The following is a 15,436-nucleotide window of genomic DNA, read 5'->3' as shown; positions in this document are numbered from 1 at the left end:
CCTTCCATCATGCAGCCGTCGCCCATGAAGGCGTAGGTGTGGTGGTCGACGATGTCATGGCCCGGGCGGTTGAACTGCGCGCCGAGGGTGCGTTCGGCAATGGCAAAACCGACGGCGTTGGCGATACCCTGGCCCAGTGGGCCGGTGGTGGTTTCAACGCCTGGGGTGTAGCCGTATTCCGGGTGGCCTGGGGTTTTGGAGTGCAGTTGGCGGAAGTTTTCCAGCTCGCTCATCGGCAGGTCGTAGCCGGTGAGGTGCAACAGGCTGTAAATCAGCATGGAGCCATGGCCGTTGGAGAGGACGAAGCGGTCACGGTCAGCCCAGTGCGGGTTGGTCGGGTTGTGGTTCAGGTAGTCACGCCACAGGACTTCGGCGATGTCCGCCATGCCCATAGGTGCACCCGGGTGGCCGGAATTTGCTTTTTGTACGGCGTCCATGCTGAGTGCGCGGATGGCGTTGGCAAGCTCTTTACGAGAGGACATGTTTTACTCCAGGTCGGATTAAAAAATCAGTCAAGTTTTCTATTTTCTCAGACTCAGCATTAAAACGGCAATCCCTAATACCAAATGAGAGCGAGTTCACAACTTATTAGCACGATTGGTCGGTTTTTCGGAATAACACTATTTTCCCAATTGCTATCGTACACTAGTCTCGTGCAGCACGATTTCCCTAAACTAAAAATGACACTCCCCCTTGTTACTATCACAGGAAGATGGCTTTATGAAAATCCGTACCTCTTTGATTGCATTAAGCATTGCCACCTTGGTAAGCGGCTGTCAAAACCTGAATACCGATACGTTGATGCAGTCTGGCGCGCAAGCCTTTCAGGCGGCGACATTGAGCAATGACGACGTCAAAACCCTGAGTGATAAATCCTGCGCAGAGATGGACAGCAAGGCACAAATCGCGCCGGCCGACAGCACTTACACCAAGCGTTTGAACAAAATTGCTGCGGCGCTGGGGGATAATATCAACGGCACACCGGCTAACTACAAGGTTTACGTCACCAAAGACGTGAATGCCTGGGCAATGGCTAACGGCTGTATCCGCGTTTACAGCGGGCTCATGGACATGATGACTGACAATGAAGTGGAAGGCGTGCTGGGCCATGAAATGGGTCACGTGGCGCTCGGCCATACTCGCAAGGCGATGCAGGTAGCTTATGGCACAGTGGCGTTGCGTACCGCCGCAGCCTCAACCGGCGGCATCATAGGTTCGCTGTCGCAGTCACAGTTGGCAGACATGGGTGAAAAACTGGTTAACGCGCAGTTCTCCCAGAAACAGGAAAGCGAAGCGGATGACTATTCGTTCGATCTGATGAAACAGCGCGGTATCGATCCAAACGGGCTGGTCACCAGCTTCGAAAAACTGGCTAAAATGGAGGCCGGTCGTCAAAGCAGTATGTTTGACGATCACCCTGCTTCCGAAGCACGCGCACAGCATATTCGCGATCGTATCGCAGCCGGCAAGTAACACAAAACGCCCGGCTGATGCCACAATGCCAATCGGTTAAGCCTGATTGGCATTTTTTTATTCGGCCCCTGTAGGCTCAGTGCAGGTCGAGTTGCCATAAAAATCCAGTCTTCTCTGCCGCCACAATGAATGGCAATTGGCGCTTCCCCACCCGCACCTTTGCTTAAGATCCTCTGTCCGCCGCGCGAATACCCTAAGTGCGACATTGCGTGATAAAAGACAGTGAAAATAATGAGATGAGCACGCCGTTGAGCGCCCTGAAGACGTCGAACGCAAGAACAACGCATAGGCGAAACCGCCATGGACGGCGGTTTCAGGCGAGACAGGCAGGGACGCCTGTCGTAGCCGGCCGTGATGCGGCGTGATGAAGTGAGAGCCGTTGGCGCAGCCAACCGTCTGAGTGGGCAAGAGCGCGGGTTGCAAGGGGCCGCGCTTACGGCCCCTTGCTCGGTCGAGGCGCATGAGCCTCATGGTACGTTGTTCGTTTATCGACCGAAAAAAACGTTGAACTCGCTAAAAAACACCTCGAGTAAGCGGAGTTTAGGCAGAGCCGGGCATTTTTTATATCATCAATACAAACTCTTTTGCGGCGGCCCGGCGAAGGTTAACGGCCCAATACTGTTCATATCCACTTCCACCACCGACGGCCCCGGATAATTAATCGCTTCCGCCAGCACGCCATTGAACTGCGCCGCATTGTCCACCTTCCATGCCTTCAGCCCCATCGCCTCGGCAACCAGCGTAAACGCCGGGGTATGCAGCTCGTTATAGTATTGCCGACCGGCAAAATATTTATCCTGAATGCCGCGCATCACGCCATAACCGCCGTCGTTCATGATCAGCAGAGTGATATTCGCCTGCTCCTGCGCCATGGTCGCCAGCTCGCCCAGGCTTAACGCCAGCCCGCCGTCGCCCACCAGCCCAACCACCTTACGCTGCGGGTTGGCGATCGCGGTGCCAATCGCCATCGGCAGACCCATGCCAATCGCGCCCGCCAACGAGTGAATGTTGCACAACGGCGAAATAGCGCGGAATAAACGGCTGCCCCAGACGCTACCGGAGACTGTGATATCACGCACCAGCAACCCATCCTGCGGCAGCGCAGCGGCAATGGCGTCGTTTAATTTGGCATATTCCCCCGACTGCTGACGCAACGCGCTTTCCGCCTGCTGCACCGCAGCAATGATCTCGGCATCCCACTCGGCATTGACCTTCTCACCCGGATTCAGTCGGGCAGCCAGCGCATTAAGCAAAGCATCGCAGTCGCCGTTGATGTATTCGTCAGCCAGGTAATTGCGGTTGGCCGCTGCCGGATCAATATCAATCTGTACCAATGGGCGCGGCAGCGGCAGCGTCCAGGTGCGGGTTTCATTGCTGCGCAGCCGCGAACCGGCCACCAGCGTCAAATCGCACTGCGTCAGGATCGCCTCAATGCTTGGCGAATTATGGAACGCCCGCAGGCTACGGGGATGGCTATCAGGCAGAATGCCGCGCCCGTGCGTACTGGAGATCACGGTAATACCGGCATCCGCCAGTTTACGCACGGCGTCTCCGCAGGCCAGCGCACCGCCGCCCAGCCAGAGTAACGGGCGTTTGGCCTGTTTCAGCCGCTGATACAGCCGCTCAACCGCTTCGTCGCCGGCCTGCGGCAGTGGAGCTGGCGCTACAGGCTGGCTCAGCACCGCACTGGAGACCAGGCTGCTCTGAATGTCGATAGGGATCTCGACCGCAACCGGGCCACAAGGTAGGGTCTGCGCATCGAGGATCGCCCGTTGGATCACTGCCACCGCCTGTTCCGGGGAGTTGACCCGATAGGCACGTTTGGAGCAGGCACGTAGGAAACCAAGCTGATCGCGGGTTTCATGAATAAAACCGGCATCGGCATCCAGATACGCTTTTTCCACCTGGCCGGTAATATGCAGCAGCGGCGTGTTGGCGTTCATCGCCTCGATCATCGCACCGACGGCATTGCCTGCACCTGCGCCGGTACTGGTCAAGGCCACACCAAGGCCAGAGAAACGACCATGCGCATCGGCCATGGTGACGGCTCCCGCTTCGCCACGCGCCGGTACAAAGCGAATGTTGCCACGCTGGCCTACTGCGTCAGCGATCGGCAGATTATGAATCGAAATGATGCCGTACATCGCCGACACATCGTACTGTTCCAGAGTCCGGGCTATTGCCTCACCAACCGTTATTTTCTCGCTCATCATCTGCCTTCTTATTGTGTTCGTTGTATACCCCAGTAACTTCACGTTGCAGGGGTAAAGGGGTACGCACCGTCGATCAAACCTAATCGCTCCAGCGATTTACCTGATGGTTAAGCGCCAGGTACAGGCTCTTTTGCTGCATGTAAGCCTTGATGCCGTGCAGGCCCTTTTCGCGGCCCAGACCGCTCTCTTTAAAACCGCCGAACGGCGTAGAAATAGAGAATGTTTTGTAGGTATTGATCCACACCGTGCCGGTTTCCAGTTGCTCCGCCAGCGCCATCGCCCGCGTGAAGTCACGGCTCCAGATACCGGCTGCCAGCCCATACACCGAGTCATTGGCCTGTTCAATGAGCTGTTTCTCGTCGTCAAACGGCAGTACCACCAGAACCGGGCCAAAAATCTCTTCCTGACAGGCGCGAGCGCTGTTGCGCAACCCGTCGATAATCGTCGGCAGGTAATAGCTGCCGCCTGCCAGCAACGGATCTGCCGGGGCTTCGCCGCCAATCACCACCCTGCCGCCCTCCTGCTGCGCCAGCGCCACGTAATCCGCCACGCTTTGGCGATGCTTGTCGTTAATTAGCGGGCCGAGATGCACTCCCGGCGTCAGCGGATTACCCACCCGCAGACCGGCCGCCAGTTCACTCAGGCGTGCCAGCAACGGTTGGTACAAAGAGCGATGCACAAACAGCCGCGACCCGGCGATACAAGCCTGCCCTGCGGAGCTGAAAATGCCGTAACAAATGCCGCGTGCCGCCTGTTCCAGATCGGCGTCCTCCAGCACGATAGTTGGCGACTTGCCGCCCAACTCCAGCGACGTGGGGATCAGCTTTTCGGCGGCGATATGCGCCAGATGGCGGCCGGTATTGGTGCCACCGGTAAACGAAATCTTTTTCACTAACGGGTGACGTGCCAAGGCTTCGCCAATCACCGAACCCTTGCCCGGCAGTACGCTGAGTAACCCGGCCGGCAACCCCGCCTGTTCAAACAGTTCCGCCAGTTTTAATGCCATCAGCGGCGTAGCTTCGGCAGGTTTGAGGATCACCGCGTTGCCCGCAGCCAATGCCGGCGCCACCTTTTGCATTTCACTGGCAATCGGTGAGTTCCACGGGGTGATCGCGGCGATCACCCCCAGCGGTTGATACTGGCTCAACGTCATCACCTCAGCACTGCGTTGAGTCGGCAGTTCTCCCTCCAGCACCTCGCAGGCTGCGGCAAAGTAGCGAGCCGTTGCCGCAGCGCTGGCTACCAAACCACGGGTTTCCGCCAGTGGTTTACCGTTATCGCGTGTCTGTAACTGCGCCAGCTCTTCCTGCTGCGCCATAATCAGGTTACTGACGCGGTACAGAATGCTGGCACGCTGGTGTGGCACCAGCCCGCGCCACTCAGGTGCACGCCAGGCACGTTCCGCTGCGGCCACCGCGTCGTTCACATCGTCAATGCTGGCGGCACACAGCCGCGCATTGACACTGCCGTCAGCCGGAAACACCGAGGTCATCTCATCGCCTCGCCCTTCACACCAGCGCCCAGCCACAAAAATCGTTAACTTTTCCATGCTCACTCCTGCCGTTCAGGCAATAAAACCACCGTCGACCAGACGGCGGCAGGCTTGTACTGCGCTTAACGCAGCCAGGGTTGATGTCTTGGGATTGCTCGCTAACGGGTTGCCACTCAGCTCAATCCGAAATTCACCGAAGTTCCCGCACACCTGCAGTCTGTGGGTGTTGCGCCGGGTCTCAGGATCCACCAGCAACCGTACTCGGGTGGCGTCCATTCCGAGACCGTTCAGCGCAATGGTCGCCGCCACGTTGGCATTCGCCGGGAACAGCTGCGCCGCCTCCCGCGCCGAGCCTTCGAAAAATACCTGCGCTTCGCTCACGGCATCGAGGTCAATCAATTGTTCCGCCATGCTGCCGCGCCAGCTCGCCGGGCTTTTGCAGGCCTGATAGGTCACGCTGTCTAGCCCGCCTTCTCGTGCCGATGCCAATCCGTCCATACCCGCCACCGCGCCAGACAGCACAATCACTTGCCCATGATGCAACCGACAGGCTTGCTGCAACCGCTGCTGCAACGCCGCATCCGCCAGCGCACCGGTAGAGATCACCGCCAATGGCCAACCACGCATGACCACCGCTTCACCAAACTCTGCCACCGCCTGCTGGCTGGCGCACTCCAGCACCAAATCAGGCCGTTCAGCACACCGATCCGGGTGGGTTAACGCCTGCACTGCGCCGCCAAAGTCACTGACAATTGCCGCATGATGAGCCGCACGTGCCACGATCCAGCCAACGCTCACCCCATCCGGTAGACGGGAAAGCACCTCTTTGGCCATCGCGCCGTAACCAATCATCATGATCTTTTTCATCTTTTCAGCCCTTGCGATTAAAGATGGCGGTTAAAGCCGCCTGAGACGTCAAGCGCCGCACCGGTGGTAAAGGACGCCAAAGGTGAAGCCAAGAACAGCAACGCCTGCGCAGGCTCCTGCGGTTTACCGAGACGTTTCATCGGGATACCGCGTCGTTCAGCTATCGCCGCCGTCCACTGTTCCCAGCTTTGATCCTTATCGCTGCGCTCGTCGAAACGGCGGCGCCATTGGCCAGACTCCACCATGCCCAACAGGATCGAGTTAACGCGGATCCCCTTGCTCACCAGCTCTTTTGACAGCGTTAGCGTCATATTGAGCAAGGCAGCACGCGCTGCCGACGTGGCAATCATGTGTTCTTCCGGCTGCAATGCCAGTAGCGAGTTCACGCAGGTGATTGACGCAATATCCGAGCGTTCCAGCGCCGGCAGAAACGCCTGCACCGGGTTGATGACACCGAACAGCTTTAGCTCCGCCTCATGTAGCCAGGCGGAACGCGGTGTTTGGTCAAAGTGCGCGACAAACCCCTGACCCGCGTTGTTGATCAACACATCCACTGCGCCGAAGTGCGCCATCACTTGGGCAGCAAACTGTTTCACCTGCGACTCGTCCAGTACGTCACAACACAGCGCCAGGATCTCCGCGTGCGGAAACTCACTACGCAGACTGGCTTCGGCACCGGCCAATTTGTCCGCGTTGCGGCCGCAGAATGCCACCTTCGCCCCTTCCGCCAGCAACAAACGCAGGGTTTCGAAACCGATGCCCGACGAACCGCCCGTCACGACAGCGACACGTTTCTCAAGCTGAAAATTCATGGTTGAATTGCTCCCGTAAAGTCCTGCAGATAGCGGTTAAATTGCGCTGGCGCATCGAGATAGCTGGCGTGCCCCGCCCCCTCAATCAGACGCAGGGGCGCATCCTGCTGCTGCGCCAATACTGTCGCCGCTGCCGGTGGCGTGATCCGATCGCCGTCACCGCACCACACCTGTAACGGACCACGGTAATGCGCCAGATAGAGGCTGATGTCGTCATTAGCCAGCATCCAGGCTGCGCTAAGAAAACCGTCAGGATCCAACTGCTGCATGCCGTTGCGGATCCAGGCGATATCTTGCGGATCCGCGTCATCGCGCAGCAGCGCGGCTGCCCGTTGTTCGCCATAGCCTTGCGGCCCCAGGGTTTCGATCATCTGTTTGCGCTGGCCATAAACCTGTTGGCGCTTTTCTTCCGGTGCGCTGGCATAGCCTTGAGCCGGATCCGCCAGCACCAGCCCACACAAGCCATCGGGATAACCGGCAGCATAAGCACTGCCGATCAATGCCCCGAGTGAGTGACCCACGATCAACGGTTGCTCCAACTGCAATTGCGCCACCAGCGCCGCCAGCGCAGCGGCATAGGCGGTAGCCCCCGGTTGGCTGACCGTCAGCGGCAAACTGCCACCATAACCCGGCGCATCCCAGGCCAGCAGGCGGTGGCCGTCGGCTAAACCACGATCGTTGAACTGCTTGATCCACGACGCAGAACCGGAGCTAATACCGTGCAGCAATACCACCGGCCGGCCGTGTCCCGCTTCGCGCCAGCTCAGGGTGTAATCCCCGCAGCGTGCCTGCTGACGTTGCGCTAAGCCGTTCATCAGTTGCGTTTCACTTTGGATAATGGGTGATCTGCCGGGTAGGTCGGCGTTTCCGGTTTGGCGGTGCCAAGCATGACGCACATCAACGCTTCTTCTTCGCCGTGGTTGAATAACCCACGGTAGACGCCGGCAGGGACAGAGATCAGATCGCGCTCTTTCAGCTTGGTTTCGTAATACTCGGTACCGTCCTGGATCATCAGCGTGATGCTGCCTTTCAGCATAAAGAACACTTCTTCCACGTCATCATGCAGGTGTAATGGCCCTTCGCATTTAGACGGCAACACCATGGTGGAAAACGTAAAGTTACCCGCTGGAATGGTGTTGGTATCGTTAACCACCCCCGTGGCGCCGGTACCGATATAACGCATCTGGGCACGGCGGTATTTCGGGTCGTGGTCAGCCTGGAACTTCAGCGCGTTCCAGTCATATTTGCGGCCTTCAAAACGGGCGATGCGTGATTCCACCCAATTTTCTATCGACTGATCCTGTGGCTTAACGCCGGTTTGTTTCTCAACCTGGGACATGTTGGTACTCCTCGTTGATCAATGGGATATCAATATTTCTTCAGCAACGGCAGCAGAATGATGCAGCCGATAAAGGCCATCACCACCAGGAACAGCAAACCGTTATCCATGTTGCCGGTAGCGGCGATCAGCGCCCCCATCAGCACCGGCGCCAGCGCACCGGCAAAATTGCCTAATCCGTTAAAAATACCGCCGGCGGTGGCGCTGACCTTGCTGCTGGTCGCTTTCGCCAGCAGAGCAAAGATGTTCGGCGCGCCTGCGCCCCACATAAAGGTGCTGAAGGCCATGGCGGCAATCACGCTATAGGTGCCCTGCATATGCAGCACCACGGCCAACCCCAGCCCGGCGCCGCACAGCGAGATAAAACAGGCCAAGGCACGGCGATCCAGTTTGTCCGACAGCCAGGCGCCGACCACTTCCCCCAGCAGCATGGCGATGAACGGCAGTGATGACAGGTAACCGGCATGTTCCAGGTGAATGCCTTTGCCCTTGATCAGGTAGCTGGGCAGCCAGCCGTTCATGCCCCACAGGTAGGTCAGAAAGGCGATGTTAAACAGGCAAATCATCCAGAAATGCGGGTTGCGCAGCAGCTCATAGCGATGCTGTTTACGTTCGGCGATGGCCGGTTTTGAAACCGTGACCGCTGCCGGACGTGATACGTTGAGATGGCGCATGCCGAACAGCACCAACAGCATGACCGGCAGCGTCAGGAACGCCATAAAGAAGAAGGTGGCCTGCCAGTCAAAGGTATTGAGGATATACAGCGTGACCGGGAAGCCGAGCGCTGCCCCCAACGGTGTACCGAGCAGCCACAGCATGGTGGCGCGCGCCTGCAGCCGCTGCGGGAAAGCCTGGCGGATAATGGCGTAAGCCATCGGCAACAGCGGACCTTCGGCGATACCGAGCAAAATGCGCAGCGTCATCATGGTGTGATAAGAACGCGTCAGGCCCATCAACACCATCAATACGCCCCATACCACCATCATGCCGATCAGGACTTTTACCGGGTTCAGCCGATCGCCAATGCCGCTCAACAGCATTGAAGAAATGCCGTAGGAGAACAAAAATGCACTCATCAACAAGCCCAACCGCGCAGGGTCAAAACTGATGCCTAGCGCCTGCTGGAATTCGCTATCGGAAAACAGTGCCGCGATGCTGATCTTGTCGAAAAACGCCAGCAACACACAGGCGAATAGCGCGATGGGTACCGACCAGCGCACCCGCTGCTGCGGGTTTTCAGCAACAGCCTCCCCCACCCGTTCAGCGCGGGCGTCAATGTCTTGCGTAGTCATGAAACGCTCCCGATTCCCCCTTCGCGTTTCACGCTACAGCCTTGTTAGCTGAAACATAAAACGCATTGGGGAATGATTATTTCAACGCCATTAAAGAAAACTCTGCGTCCGCCAACTGCTGCGGTTCCAGCACCCGTCCGCTGGCCAACCAGCGTTTACCCAGCTTGATGGTGCGCGCATCGTTAAACGCCACCATCTGCACCAACTGCCGATCGGCATTCAGCGTAAAGAACACCTGCGATTGTGGCGTGCGCCGCACCACGTGATACATGCCACCGGCCGGTACGCCAAGGATCTGGATATTGACGTCATATTGATCCGACCACAGCCAGGCCACATCATCATAAGGAGAAGCAAAAGCGTCCAGCATTGCGCAGGCGGTGCTGATCGCCTGGTTCTGCGCATAAGCCCAGGACTGCAGGCACAGCCCGAGCGTTGGGTGGCGCGCGACATCCCCGGCGGCGAAAATGGCGGAGTGGCTGGTGCGCCCCTGTCCGTCAACCACAATGCCGGCATCAACCTTTAACCCGGCACCGTACGCCAGCTCCAGGTTCAGCTCCACGCCGATCCCCACGACCACCAGATCAAACGGCTGAGGATCACTGATGTCGCTGCCGATCCAGGCACTGCCGTTACGATCCTCCAGTTGAATGTCGCCGCAGCCGCACTGCACCCGAACCCCCTGCTGCTGATGCAGTTCGAGCAACGCCTGTGAGACGTCCGCCCCAACGCTACGCATGCACAGGGCCGGTTGACGCTCGAAGACCGTCACATCAGCCCCCATGCGCCGCGCCGATGCGGCGATCTCCAGCCCGATCCACCCACCGCCGACAATCGCCAGCGTGCGGCAATCCTGCAGCGCCTGGCGCAGCTTTGCCGCATCATCCCAGGAACGCAGCGTCATCACGCGCGGATGCTCAGCCCAACGGGCGTCCGGCAAGCGTGGTCGCCCACCGGTAGCAATCAGCAGTTGATCAAAGTGCAGTTGCCTGCCATCGCTGAGGTGGACAATTTGCTGTGGCGCATCAATAGATGCGGCACGCAGCGGGCGACACCAATCGATGTTCAACCCGGCGACCACCTCTTCGCTGAACAGCCGGCTGAGTGGCGCATTACCGTCCAGCAACGCCGCCTTGGAGAGCGGTGGCCGTTCATAAAAGTCATAGGGTTCATCGCTGACCACCGTCAAACGCCCTGCATAGCCACGATCGCGCAACGTTTTTGCTGCCCAGCCGCCAGCCTGACCACCACCGATGATCACGATGCCCGCCGGTTCTGGCTGGCTCATAACGCCTCCGGTTTTTTCTGCTGCCGCCGCGTGTCATGGTCGATTCCGCCTTCCACAGCCCACTCGGTGAACGACACCAGTGAATGTTCCAGCTCACGCGGCTGCCAGTTTTCGGTCAGGTAGTCATCGTTGGTGTAATACTCAAACGCACCGCCCGTCGGGCTGTTGACGTACCAGAAATAGGCCGAGGAGATCGGATGTCGACCGGGGCCGATAAAGGTACTCCACTTCTCTTTGTTCATGGCGATGCCGCCGCCGATCACCTCGTGGATATCGCGTACGGTAAAGGCCACATGATTCAAGCCGCGTGGTCGATTAGGCAATTTCAGCAAGAACAGATTGTGATGACCGCCGCGTGCCTGAGTGCGCAGGAATACCGCACGATCGATATAACGATCCGATACCTGGAACCCCAACACCTCACGATAAAAGCGCTCAGTCGCCGCAAGATCCTCGACGAAGAACACTACATGACCGATGTTGATTGGCTGCGCCTGGGCGTACACCGGGCTCGGCTGATCAATACGGCGTACATCGCCCCACTGGTTGATCGGTGACACAGGTAAATCAACGTCGCGCTGCTGACTGACGCTAAAGCGCAGCGTCATGCCGTTCGGATCGAGACACTCCAGCTCTTCACCCACCTGGCGGAAGCCCGGCATCTGCGCCAACAGCGGTTGCAACACCGCCAACTCGGACGGGCTGCTAACCCCCCAGGTCATACGGCGGAGAGTCGAACCACTCTCGAACGCTGCCGGCAGCGCGTCGCTCTGCAACGGATGCAGCACCACGCGGGCACCGCTCAGCGTGGTGAATTCTCGTTGACGTTCGCCCCAGTGCTGTTGCGCTGCCTGCAGACCGAAGTCCTGCATGAATTTCTCGCACGTTGGCAGATCTTCAACGCCAAACTCCAGTTTTTCGATTCCGATTACGCTCATTAATTGTGCCTCACGTTCTCGCTGAATACGGTTTTCAGGCATGATCGAACCCCGGCCCATGGTTGTCATGAGCCTCATCCCTGCCTGAGTGATTGATAGGGGACGCTGTTCGTCCCGATTAATTCGGGGCAACCTGCAGCGCCCCGTTGCAAACAATCGGTTGTCAGTTAACCGGCGTTAGCCTGTGGCTGCGCGCCCAAGAACCCGGAGATTTTCTCTGCAGCGTCCCGCACTTCCATCCGCAGCCGCTCGCGATCCGCTTTCGGGATCTCATCAGACGGCACCATGATGCTGATCACCGCCTCAACCCGCTGCTCGCGGTTGAAGATGGGGTAGACGATCGAGGAAATGCCGTGGCGGAAAAACGACTCGCCGATGACATAGCCGCGCGCCTTATCCTGCTGCACCATCTGCCACAGCGTTTCACGATCCGCCGGGGTGCCCGGGCCGCTCCCCGGCAGTTGTTCCTGTGGATACAGAAGCTCGAACTCCTCACGGGTGGCGCTGGTCAGCAGCATTCGGCCAAGCGAGGTTTGGTGTACCGGCAAGCGAGTACCGACGCTGACCTGGTTGATTTGCGACCCCGCGGCACTGACACGCGCAATGTAGATCACGTCACGCCCATCACGGATTGCCAGATGACTGCTGCACTGGCTGCGATCGCGCAGTTGTTCTATTACCGGCTGACCGGCTTGTGCCACATCCAGCGAAGCAATATATTCGAATCCGAGACGTAGTACTTTGATGCCCAAAGAAAAAGTGTTGGTACGTGGGTTACGTTCAAGAAAACCCAGGTGCTCCAACGTTTGCACTACGCGATAGGCGGTCGCTTTTGGCATATCGACCAAGCGATGCAATTGGGCAAACGTCATTTCCTTGTGTTGCTCGCCAAAGGCCAGCAACAGCTGCAACCCACGGTCCAGTCCTGGGATCAGATATTTACACCCTTGATCGTCCGCCATGTCCGTTTCCTTATAGAGTCATGCCTTAAATAATTGGAGCTGTATCACAACAAAGCCACGGCTTTGTTGAACGGCGCTTGCGCTGGCCCCAACGGGGCGAGGCTTTGCCGAGTAACGCGACAAGCGAGTAAATCCCGATGAGCTTACATTAAGTAAGTGATTCGGGTGCGCGAACGCAGGCAACACAGATACAGCTTCAAGTATGACAGGCATAATTAGTTAAAGACAAAACCACCGTTAACCGGTAACAGCTGCCCAGTGACGAAATTCGCCAATGGCGACAGCAGGTAGAGCACCGTGCCGTTGACGTCGTCAGGATGCTGCGCACCGGCCAATGCTCGTCCCTGTTCGTACAACTGATGTCGCTCGGCAGGCACATATTCCGTGGCCTCTACGCGTGTCAGGCCCGGAGCGATGGCGTTAACACAAATCCCCTGCGGGCCCAGCTCACGCGCCATTGAACGGGTCATAGAGATAATCGCCCCTTTGCTGGCCACGTAAGCCATTAAGCGCGGCGCGCCCCACAGCGCGGTATCTGAAGCCACGTTTACGATCTTGGCATGAGGAGATTGCGCCAGCAGCGGTACCGCTGCCTGGCTCACGAGCCAGGTGCCGCGCACGTTAACCTGCATAACCCGATCCCACAGATCGATATCGTATTCCATCATGGTTTTACCACCGACTCCGGTAGCCAACGCCGCGTTGTTCACCAACCCGTCGATCGCCCCGCCTTCGGCTATCGCGTTGAACGCAGCGCTGATCGAGGCCGGATCGGCCAGATCAATCGTGTGGCTTTCAACCTGCGCGCCCTGTTCACGCAGACTGGCGGCACTGTCTGACAGTGCATCCGCCAAAATATCGCACATCACCACTGTGGCACCGGCCTCGGCGACCGCAGCAGCGAAACTGCGCCCCAAACCGCGCGCCGCGCCGGTCACGACAATGCGTTTACCTGTCAACAGGCCGTTCACTGCGCCGCCTCCTGTTCACTCAGCCGCGCCAGTTGTTTCTGTGCTTCTTTTTGCATCATACGGCGCAGGCGAGACAGCCCGACGTCATGCTGATACAGATATTCACGGCCACGCGCGTTCGGCGCCATGTTTTCCAGCACGATGCGATCCTGCTCCAACACGTCCCAGTGCAGCGACTCCAGGCGGTTGCGGTACATAAAGCGCCACATGTCACGCTGCCAGTCCTTCACCTTACGAATACGCCAGAAGAATACCCGGCAGTGATCTTTATCTTCCGGGACCACCATGCCGATGATCCAGAAATGACCACCCGGCCCAAACCGTTTTTTATACGGGATCGACAAGCGCATCCAGTACGCCCCGCTGCTGCCGAATTCGACCCAGTCAAAGTTCACGCCAATCTGGCCATTCTTCTTAAAGATGAAACCGCTGTCGGTTGGCTCCAGTGCCATGTCCGCCTTGCGATCCCCTTCCGCCATTGAGTGCGAGGATGAATGCAGGTAGGTGCCGTGCATTGGATCCATCACGTTTTCCAATGCGTACTGGTAATTGCAGTCCCAACTGGCCGTACACAAAAAGTTGCTGTAGGACGCTTCGTCTGCCAGTTCCGGCGGGAAGGTCAGTTCGACCGGCTCTTCATCTGCCGTCACGCCGAAATAGAGGAACACCGCGCCGTAAGCTTCTTTAGCCGGATAGGAACGCAGACATTTCTGTCCCACCAGCGGGCAACGATCAACCGCAGGCACGTCTTTAACCGTACCGTCTCCGCCCACTTCCACACCGTGATACCAACACGCGATGCGATCGCCCAGATTCCACCCCATGGAAAGCCGCGCACCGCGATGCGGGCAGCGATCTTCCAACGCGTGGATCGCGCCTTCTCCATCACGCCACACCACGATCTGCTGTTCCAGACGGGTAATGCCCACCGGGTTATTGCCGATTTCCCAACTGGCCAGCACCGGATACCACATGCCGCGCAGCCCCTGGTCGAGATACTCTTGTAAGGTCTGTGCGGAGGATGTTGCGTTTGCTGTCATTGTCTTCTCCCGGATGCTGCTCAGAAACCGTTAACGTGAAGGAATTCGCGGAACGCCGTCTCATTCCAAGGCTGGCCATTGCGATCGAACAGGCGACGTTGATTCAGCGCACTGACAATCTGTTCCAGCTCTTCCGCGCCCTGCTCGAAGATCTCTTCCAGCGCAGCGACTAAAGCTGTCTCAAAACCGTCCGGCACTCGGGCCCGGTTTTGCCAGATGACGTTCTGGAATTGGCCTGGCTGATGGATCTGGCCATTGCCACCTTCACGCGCGGGGATCACCTGTTGGGTGTCCGGTAGCCAGGGATTGAAATCGGTGATGTGCTGCATGATTACTCCTCCGCAATAAAGGTGATTTGGATTTGATTGTCGATCACCCGGGTGGCATAGGTTTGCAGATCGCGGCCGCCTGGTTCACGCAGGCATTGGCCAGTACGCACGTCGAACAACGCTTCGTGCAACGGGCATTCGACCTTACCGTCATCAACAAACCCCTGGCTGAGCAAGGCATAGGCATGTGGGCAAACGTCTTCCAGTGCGTAGTAATTGCCGTCAATCAGATACACCCCGACTTCTTTCCCTTCCACATTGGCAGAAAAAGGAAAATCTTCTTTCACCTGAGACACTTCACACACTTTCTTCCAGCTCATTGCTTCTGTCCTCTATCTGATTGTTTCATATATGAAACTCAGTTTCTTATTTAATACACTCACTATAAGTCTGGTGAAACTTTCGTCAAGAGAGCAAAGC

Annotated in this window: 16 protein-coding genes; 1 reads left to right on the top strand and 15 read right to left on the bottom strand. The window is 57.9% G+C overall.

Annotation, left to right across the window (positions count from 1 at the left end; translation table 11 throughout):
• On the bottom strand, window positions 1-482 hold a 482-nt coding region (locus AC2FC2_RS21475; protein WP_490659885.1), incomplete at its 3' end, for a thiamine pyrophosphate-binding protein.
• Between the two features lie 238 nt (window positions 483-720).
• Here AC2FC2_RS21475 and loiP point away from each other — a divergent pair.
• On the top strand, window positions 721-1,473 hold the full coding sequence (loiP, locus tag AC2FC2_RS21470; RefSeq protein ID WP_209637612.1) for a metalloprotease LoiP: 753 nt from the start codon (window positions 721-723) through the stop codon (window positions 1,471-1,473).
• A gap of 569 nt (window positions 1,474-2,042) precedes the next feature.
• Here loiP and AC2FC2_RS21465 read toward each other — a convergent pair.
• The 14 genes from AC2FC2_RS21465 to AC2FC2_RS21400 form a co-directional block, all read right to left on the bottom strand.
• Window positions 2,043-3,683 (bottom strand): thiamine pyrophosphate-binding protein, encoded by a 1,641-nt coding sequence (locus AC2FC2_RS21465; protein ID WP_490659884.1) that lies wholly within the window; start codon window positions 3,681-3,683, stop codon window positions 2,043-2,045.
• A gap of 82 nt (window positions 3,684-3,765) precedes the next feature.
• A complete protein-coding gene (locus AC2FC2_RS21460; RefSeq protein ID WP_490659883.1) occupies window positions 3,766-5,235 on the bottom strand; it encodes an aldehyde dehydrogenase in 1,470 nt (489 codons plus the stop codon).
• Window positions 5,236-5,250: 15 nt separating this feature from the next.
• Window positions 5,251-6,045, bottom strand: a complete 795-nt coding sequence (locus AC2FC2_RS21455; RefSeq protein WP_404760435.1) for an aspartate dehydrogenase — start codon at window positions 6,043-6,045, stop codon at window positions 5,251-5,253.
• A 17-nt stretch (window positions 6,046-6,062) separates the two neighbouring features.
• Window positions 6,063-6,857: an SDR family oxidoreductase gene (locus AC2FC2_RS21450; protein ID WP_404760436.1), complete on the bottom strand. Its 795-nt coding sequence runs from the start codon at window positions 6,855-6,857 to the stop codon at window positions 6,063-6,065.
• On the bottom strand, window positions 6,854-7,672 hold the full coding sequence (locus AC2FC2_RS21445; protein WP_404760437.1) for an alpha/beta fold hydrolase: 819 nt from the start codon (window positions 7,670-7,672) through the stop codon (window positions 6,854-6,856). The genes AC2FC2_RS21450 and AC2FC2_RS21445 overlap by 4 nt, the downstream gene beginning before the upstream one ends.
• On the bottom strand, window positions 7,672-8,196 hold the full coding sequence (locus tag AC2FC2_RS21440) for a cupin domain-containing protein (protein ID WP_490659882.1): 525 nt from the start codon (window positions 8,194-8,196) through the stop codon (window positions 7,672-7,674). Before AC2FC2_RS21440 ends, AC2FC2_RS21445 begins: the two co-directional genes overlap by 1 nt.
• Window positions 8,197-8,225: 29 nt before the next feature.
• Window positions 8,226-9,488 carry an MFS transporter gene (locus AC2FC2_RS21435; RefSeq protein ID WP_404760438.1) on the bottom strand — a complete coding sequence of 421 codons (1,263 nt, stop codon included), beginning with the start codon at window positions 9,486-9,488 and terminating at the stop codon, window positions 8,226-8,228.
• Window positions 9,489-9,564: 76 nt separating this feature from the next.
• The gene (locus tag AC2FC2_RS21430; protein WP_490659881.1) at window positions 9,565-10,776 is read right to left on the bottom strand and encodes an NAD(P)/FAD-dependent oxidoreductase; all 1,212 of its coding nucleotides are present in this window, start codon (window positions 10,774-10,776) and stop codon (window positions 9,565-9,567) included.
• Window positions 10,773-11,714, bottom strand: a complete 942-nt coding sequence (locus AC2FC2_RS21425; protein WP_490659889.1) for a VOC family protein — start codon at window positions 11,712-11,714, stop codon at window positions 10,773-10,775. Before AC2FC2_RS21425 ends, AC2FC2_RS21430 begins: the two co-directional genes overlap by 4 nt.
• Window positions 11,715-11,881: 167 nt before the next feature.
• Window positions 11,882-12,676, bottom strand: a complete 795-nt coding sequence (locus AC2FC2_RS21420) for an IclR family transcriptional regulator (protein ID WP_209637592.1) — start codon at window positions 12,674-12,676, stop codon at window positions 11,882-11,884.
• 215 nt (window positions 12,677-12,891) lie between these two features.
• Complete coding sequence (locus AC2FC2_RS21415; protein WP_265556796.1) at window positions 12,892-13,647, bottom strand: SDR family oxidoreductase; 756 nt, start codon at window positions 13,645-13,647, stop codon at window positions 12,892-12,894.
• Entirely contained in the window at window positions 13,644-14,687 is a 1,044-nt protein-coding gene (locus AC2FC2_RS21410) for an aromatic ring-hydroxylating oxygenase subunit alpha (RefSeq protein WP_209637588.1), read from the bottom strand. Before AC2FC2_RS21410 ends, AC2FC2_RS21415 begins: the two co-directional genes overlap by 4 nt.
• 20 nt (window positions 14,688-14,707) lie before the next feature.
• On the bottom strand, window positions 14,708-15,016 hold the full coding sequence (locus tag AC2FC2_RS21405) for a recombinase-like helix-turn-helix domain-containing protein (protein WP_209637586.1): 309 nt from the start codon (window positions 15,014-15,016) through the stop codon (window positions 14,708-14,710).
• Between the two features lie 2 nt (window positions 15,017-15,018).
• Window positions 15,019-15,336: a non-heme iron oxygenase ferredoxin subunit gene (locus AC2FC2_RS21400; protein ID WP_012146671.1), complete on the bottom strand. Its 318-nt coding sequence runs from the start codon at window positions 15,334-15,336 to the stop codon at window positions 15,019-15,021.
• Between the last annotated feature and the right edge of the window lie 100 nt (window positions 15,337-15,436).

The organism is Serratia sp. CoH_122_TC_1, assembly GCF_058191755.1.
This window is presented reverse-complemented; position numbering and strand designations above follow the sequence as displayed.

What these genes read in the sequence shown, in the direction of transcription:
- loiP (WP_209637612.1), top strand. Translation starts at nt 721, where the DNA reads ATGAAAATCCGTACCTCTTTGATTGCATTAAGCATTGCCACCTTGGTA.
- AC2FC2_RS21465 (WP_490659884.1), bottom strand. Translation starts at nt 3,683, where the DNA reads ATGAGCGAGAAAATAACGGTTGGTGAGGCAATAGCCCGGACTCTGGAA.
- AC2FC2_RS21460 (WP_490659883.1), bottom strand. Translation starts at nt 5,235, where the DNA reads ATGGAAAAGTTAACGATTTTTGTGGCTGGGCGCTGGTGTGAAGGGCGA.
- AC2FC2_RS21455 (WP_404760435.1), bottom strand. Translation starts at nt 6,045, where the DNA reads ATGAAAAAGATCATGATGATTGGTTACGGCGCGATGGCCAAAGAGGTG.
- AC2FC2_RS21450 (WP_404760436.1), bottom strand. Translation starts at nt 6,857, where the DNA reads ATGAATTTTCAGCTTGAGAAACGTGTCGCTGTCGTGACGGGCGGTTCG.
- AC2FC2_RS21445 (WP_404760437.1), bottom strand. Translation starts at nt 7,672, where the DNA reads ATGAACGGCTTAGCGCAACGTCAGCAGGCACGCTGCGGGGATTACACC.
- AC2FC2_RS21440 (WP_490659882.1), bottom strand. Translation starts at nt 8,196, where the DNA reads ATGTCCCAGGTTGAGAAACAAACCGGCGTTAAGCCACAGGATCAGTCG.
- AC2FC2_RS21435 (WP_404760438.1), bottom strand. Translation starts at nt 9,488, where the DNA reads ATGACTACGCAAGACATTGACGCCCGCGCTGAACGGGTGGGGGAGGCT.
- AC2FC2_RS21430 (WP_490659881.1), bottom strand. Translation starts at nt 10,776, where the DNA reads ATGAGCCAGCCAGAACCGGCGGGCATCGTGATCATCGGTGGTGGTCAG.
- AC2FC2_RS21425 (WP_490659889.1), bottom strand. Translation starts at nt 11,714, where the DNA reads ATGAGCGTAATCGGAATCGAAAAACTGGAGTTTGGCGTTGAAGATCTG.
- AC2FC2_RS21420 (WP_209637592.1), bottom strand. Translation starts at nt 12,676, where the DNA reads ATGGCGGACGATCAAGGGTGTAAATATCTGATCCCAGGACTGGACCGT.
- AC2FC2_RS21410 (WP_209637588.1), bottom strand. Translation starts at nt 14,687, where the DNA reads ATGACAGCAAACGCAACATCCTCCGCACAGACCTTACAAGAGTATCTC.
- AC2FC2_RS21405 (WP_209637586.1), bottom strand. Translation starts at nt 15,016, where the DNA reads ATGCAGCACATCACCGATTTCAATCCCTGGCTACCGGACACCCAACAG.
- AC2FC2_RS21400 (WP_012146671.1), bottom strand. Translation starts at nt 15,336, where the DNA reads ATGAGCTGGAAGAAAGTGTGTGAAGTGTCTCAGGTGAAAGAAGATTTT.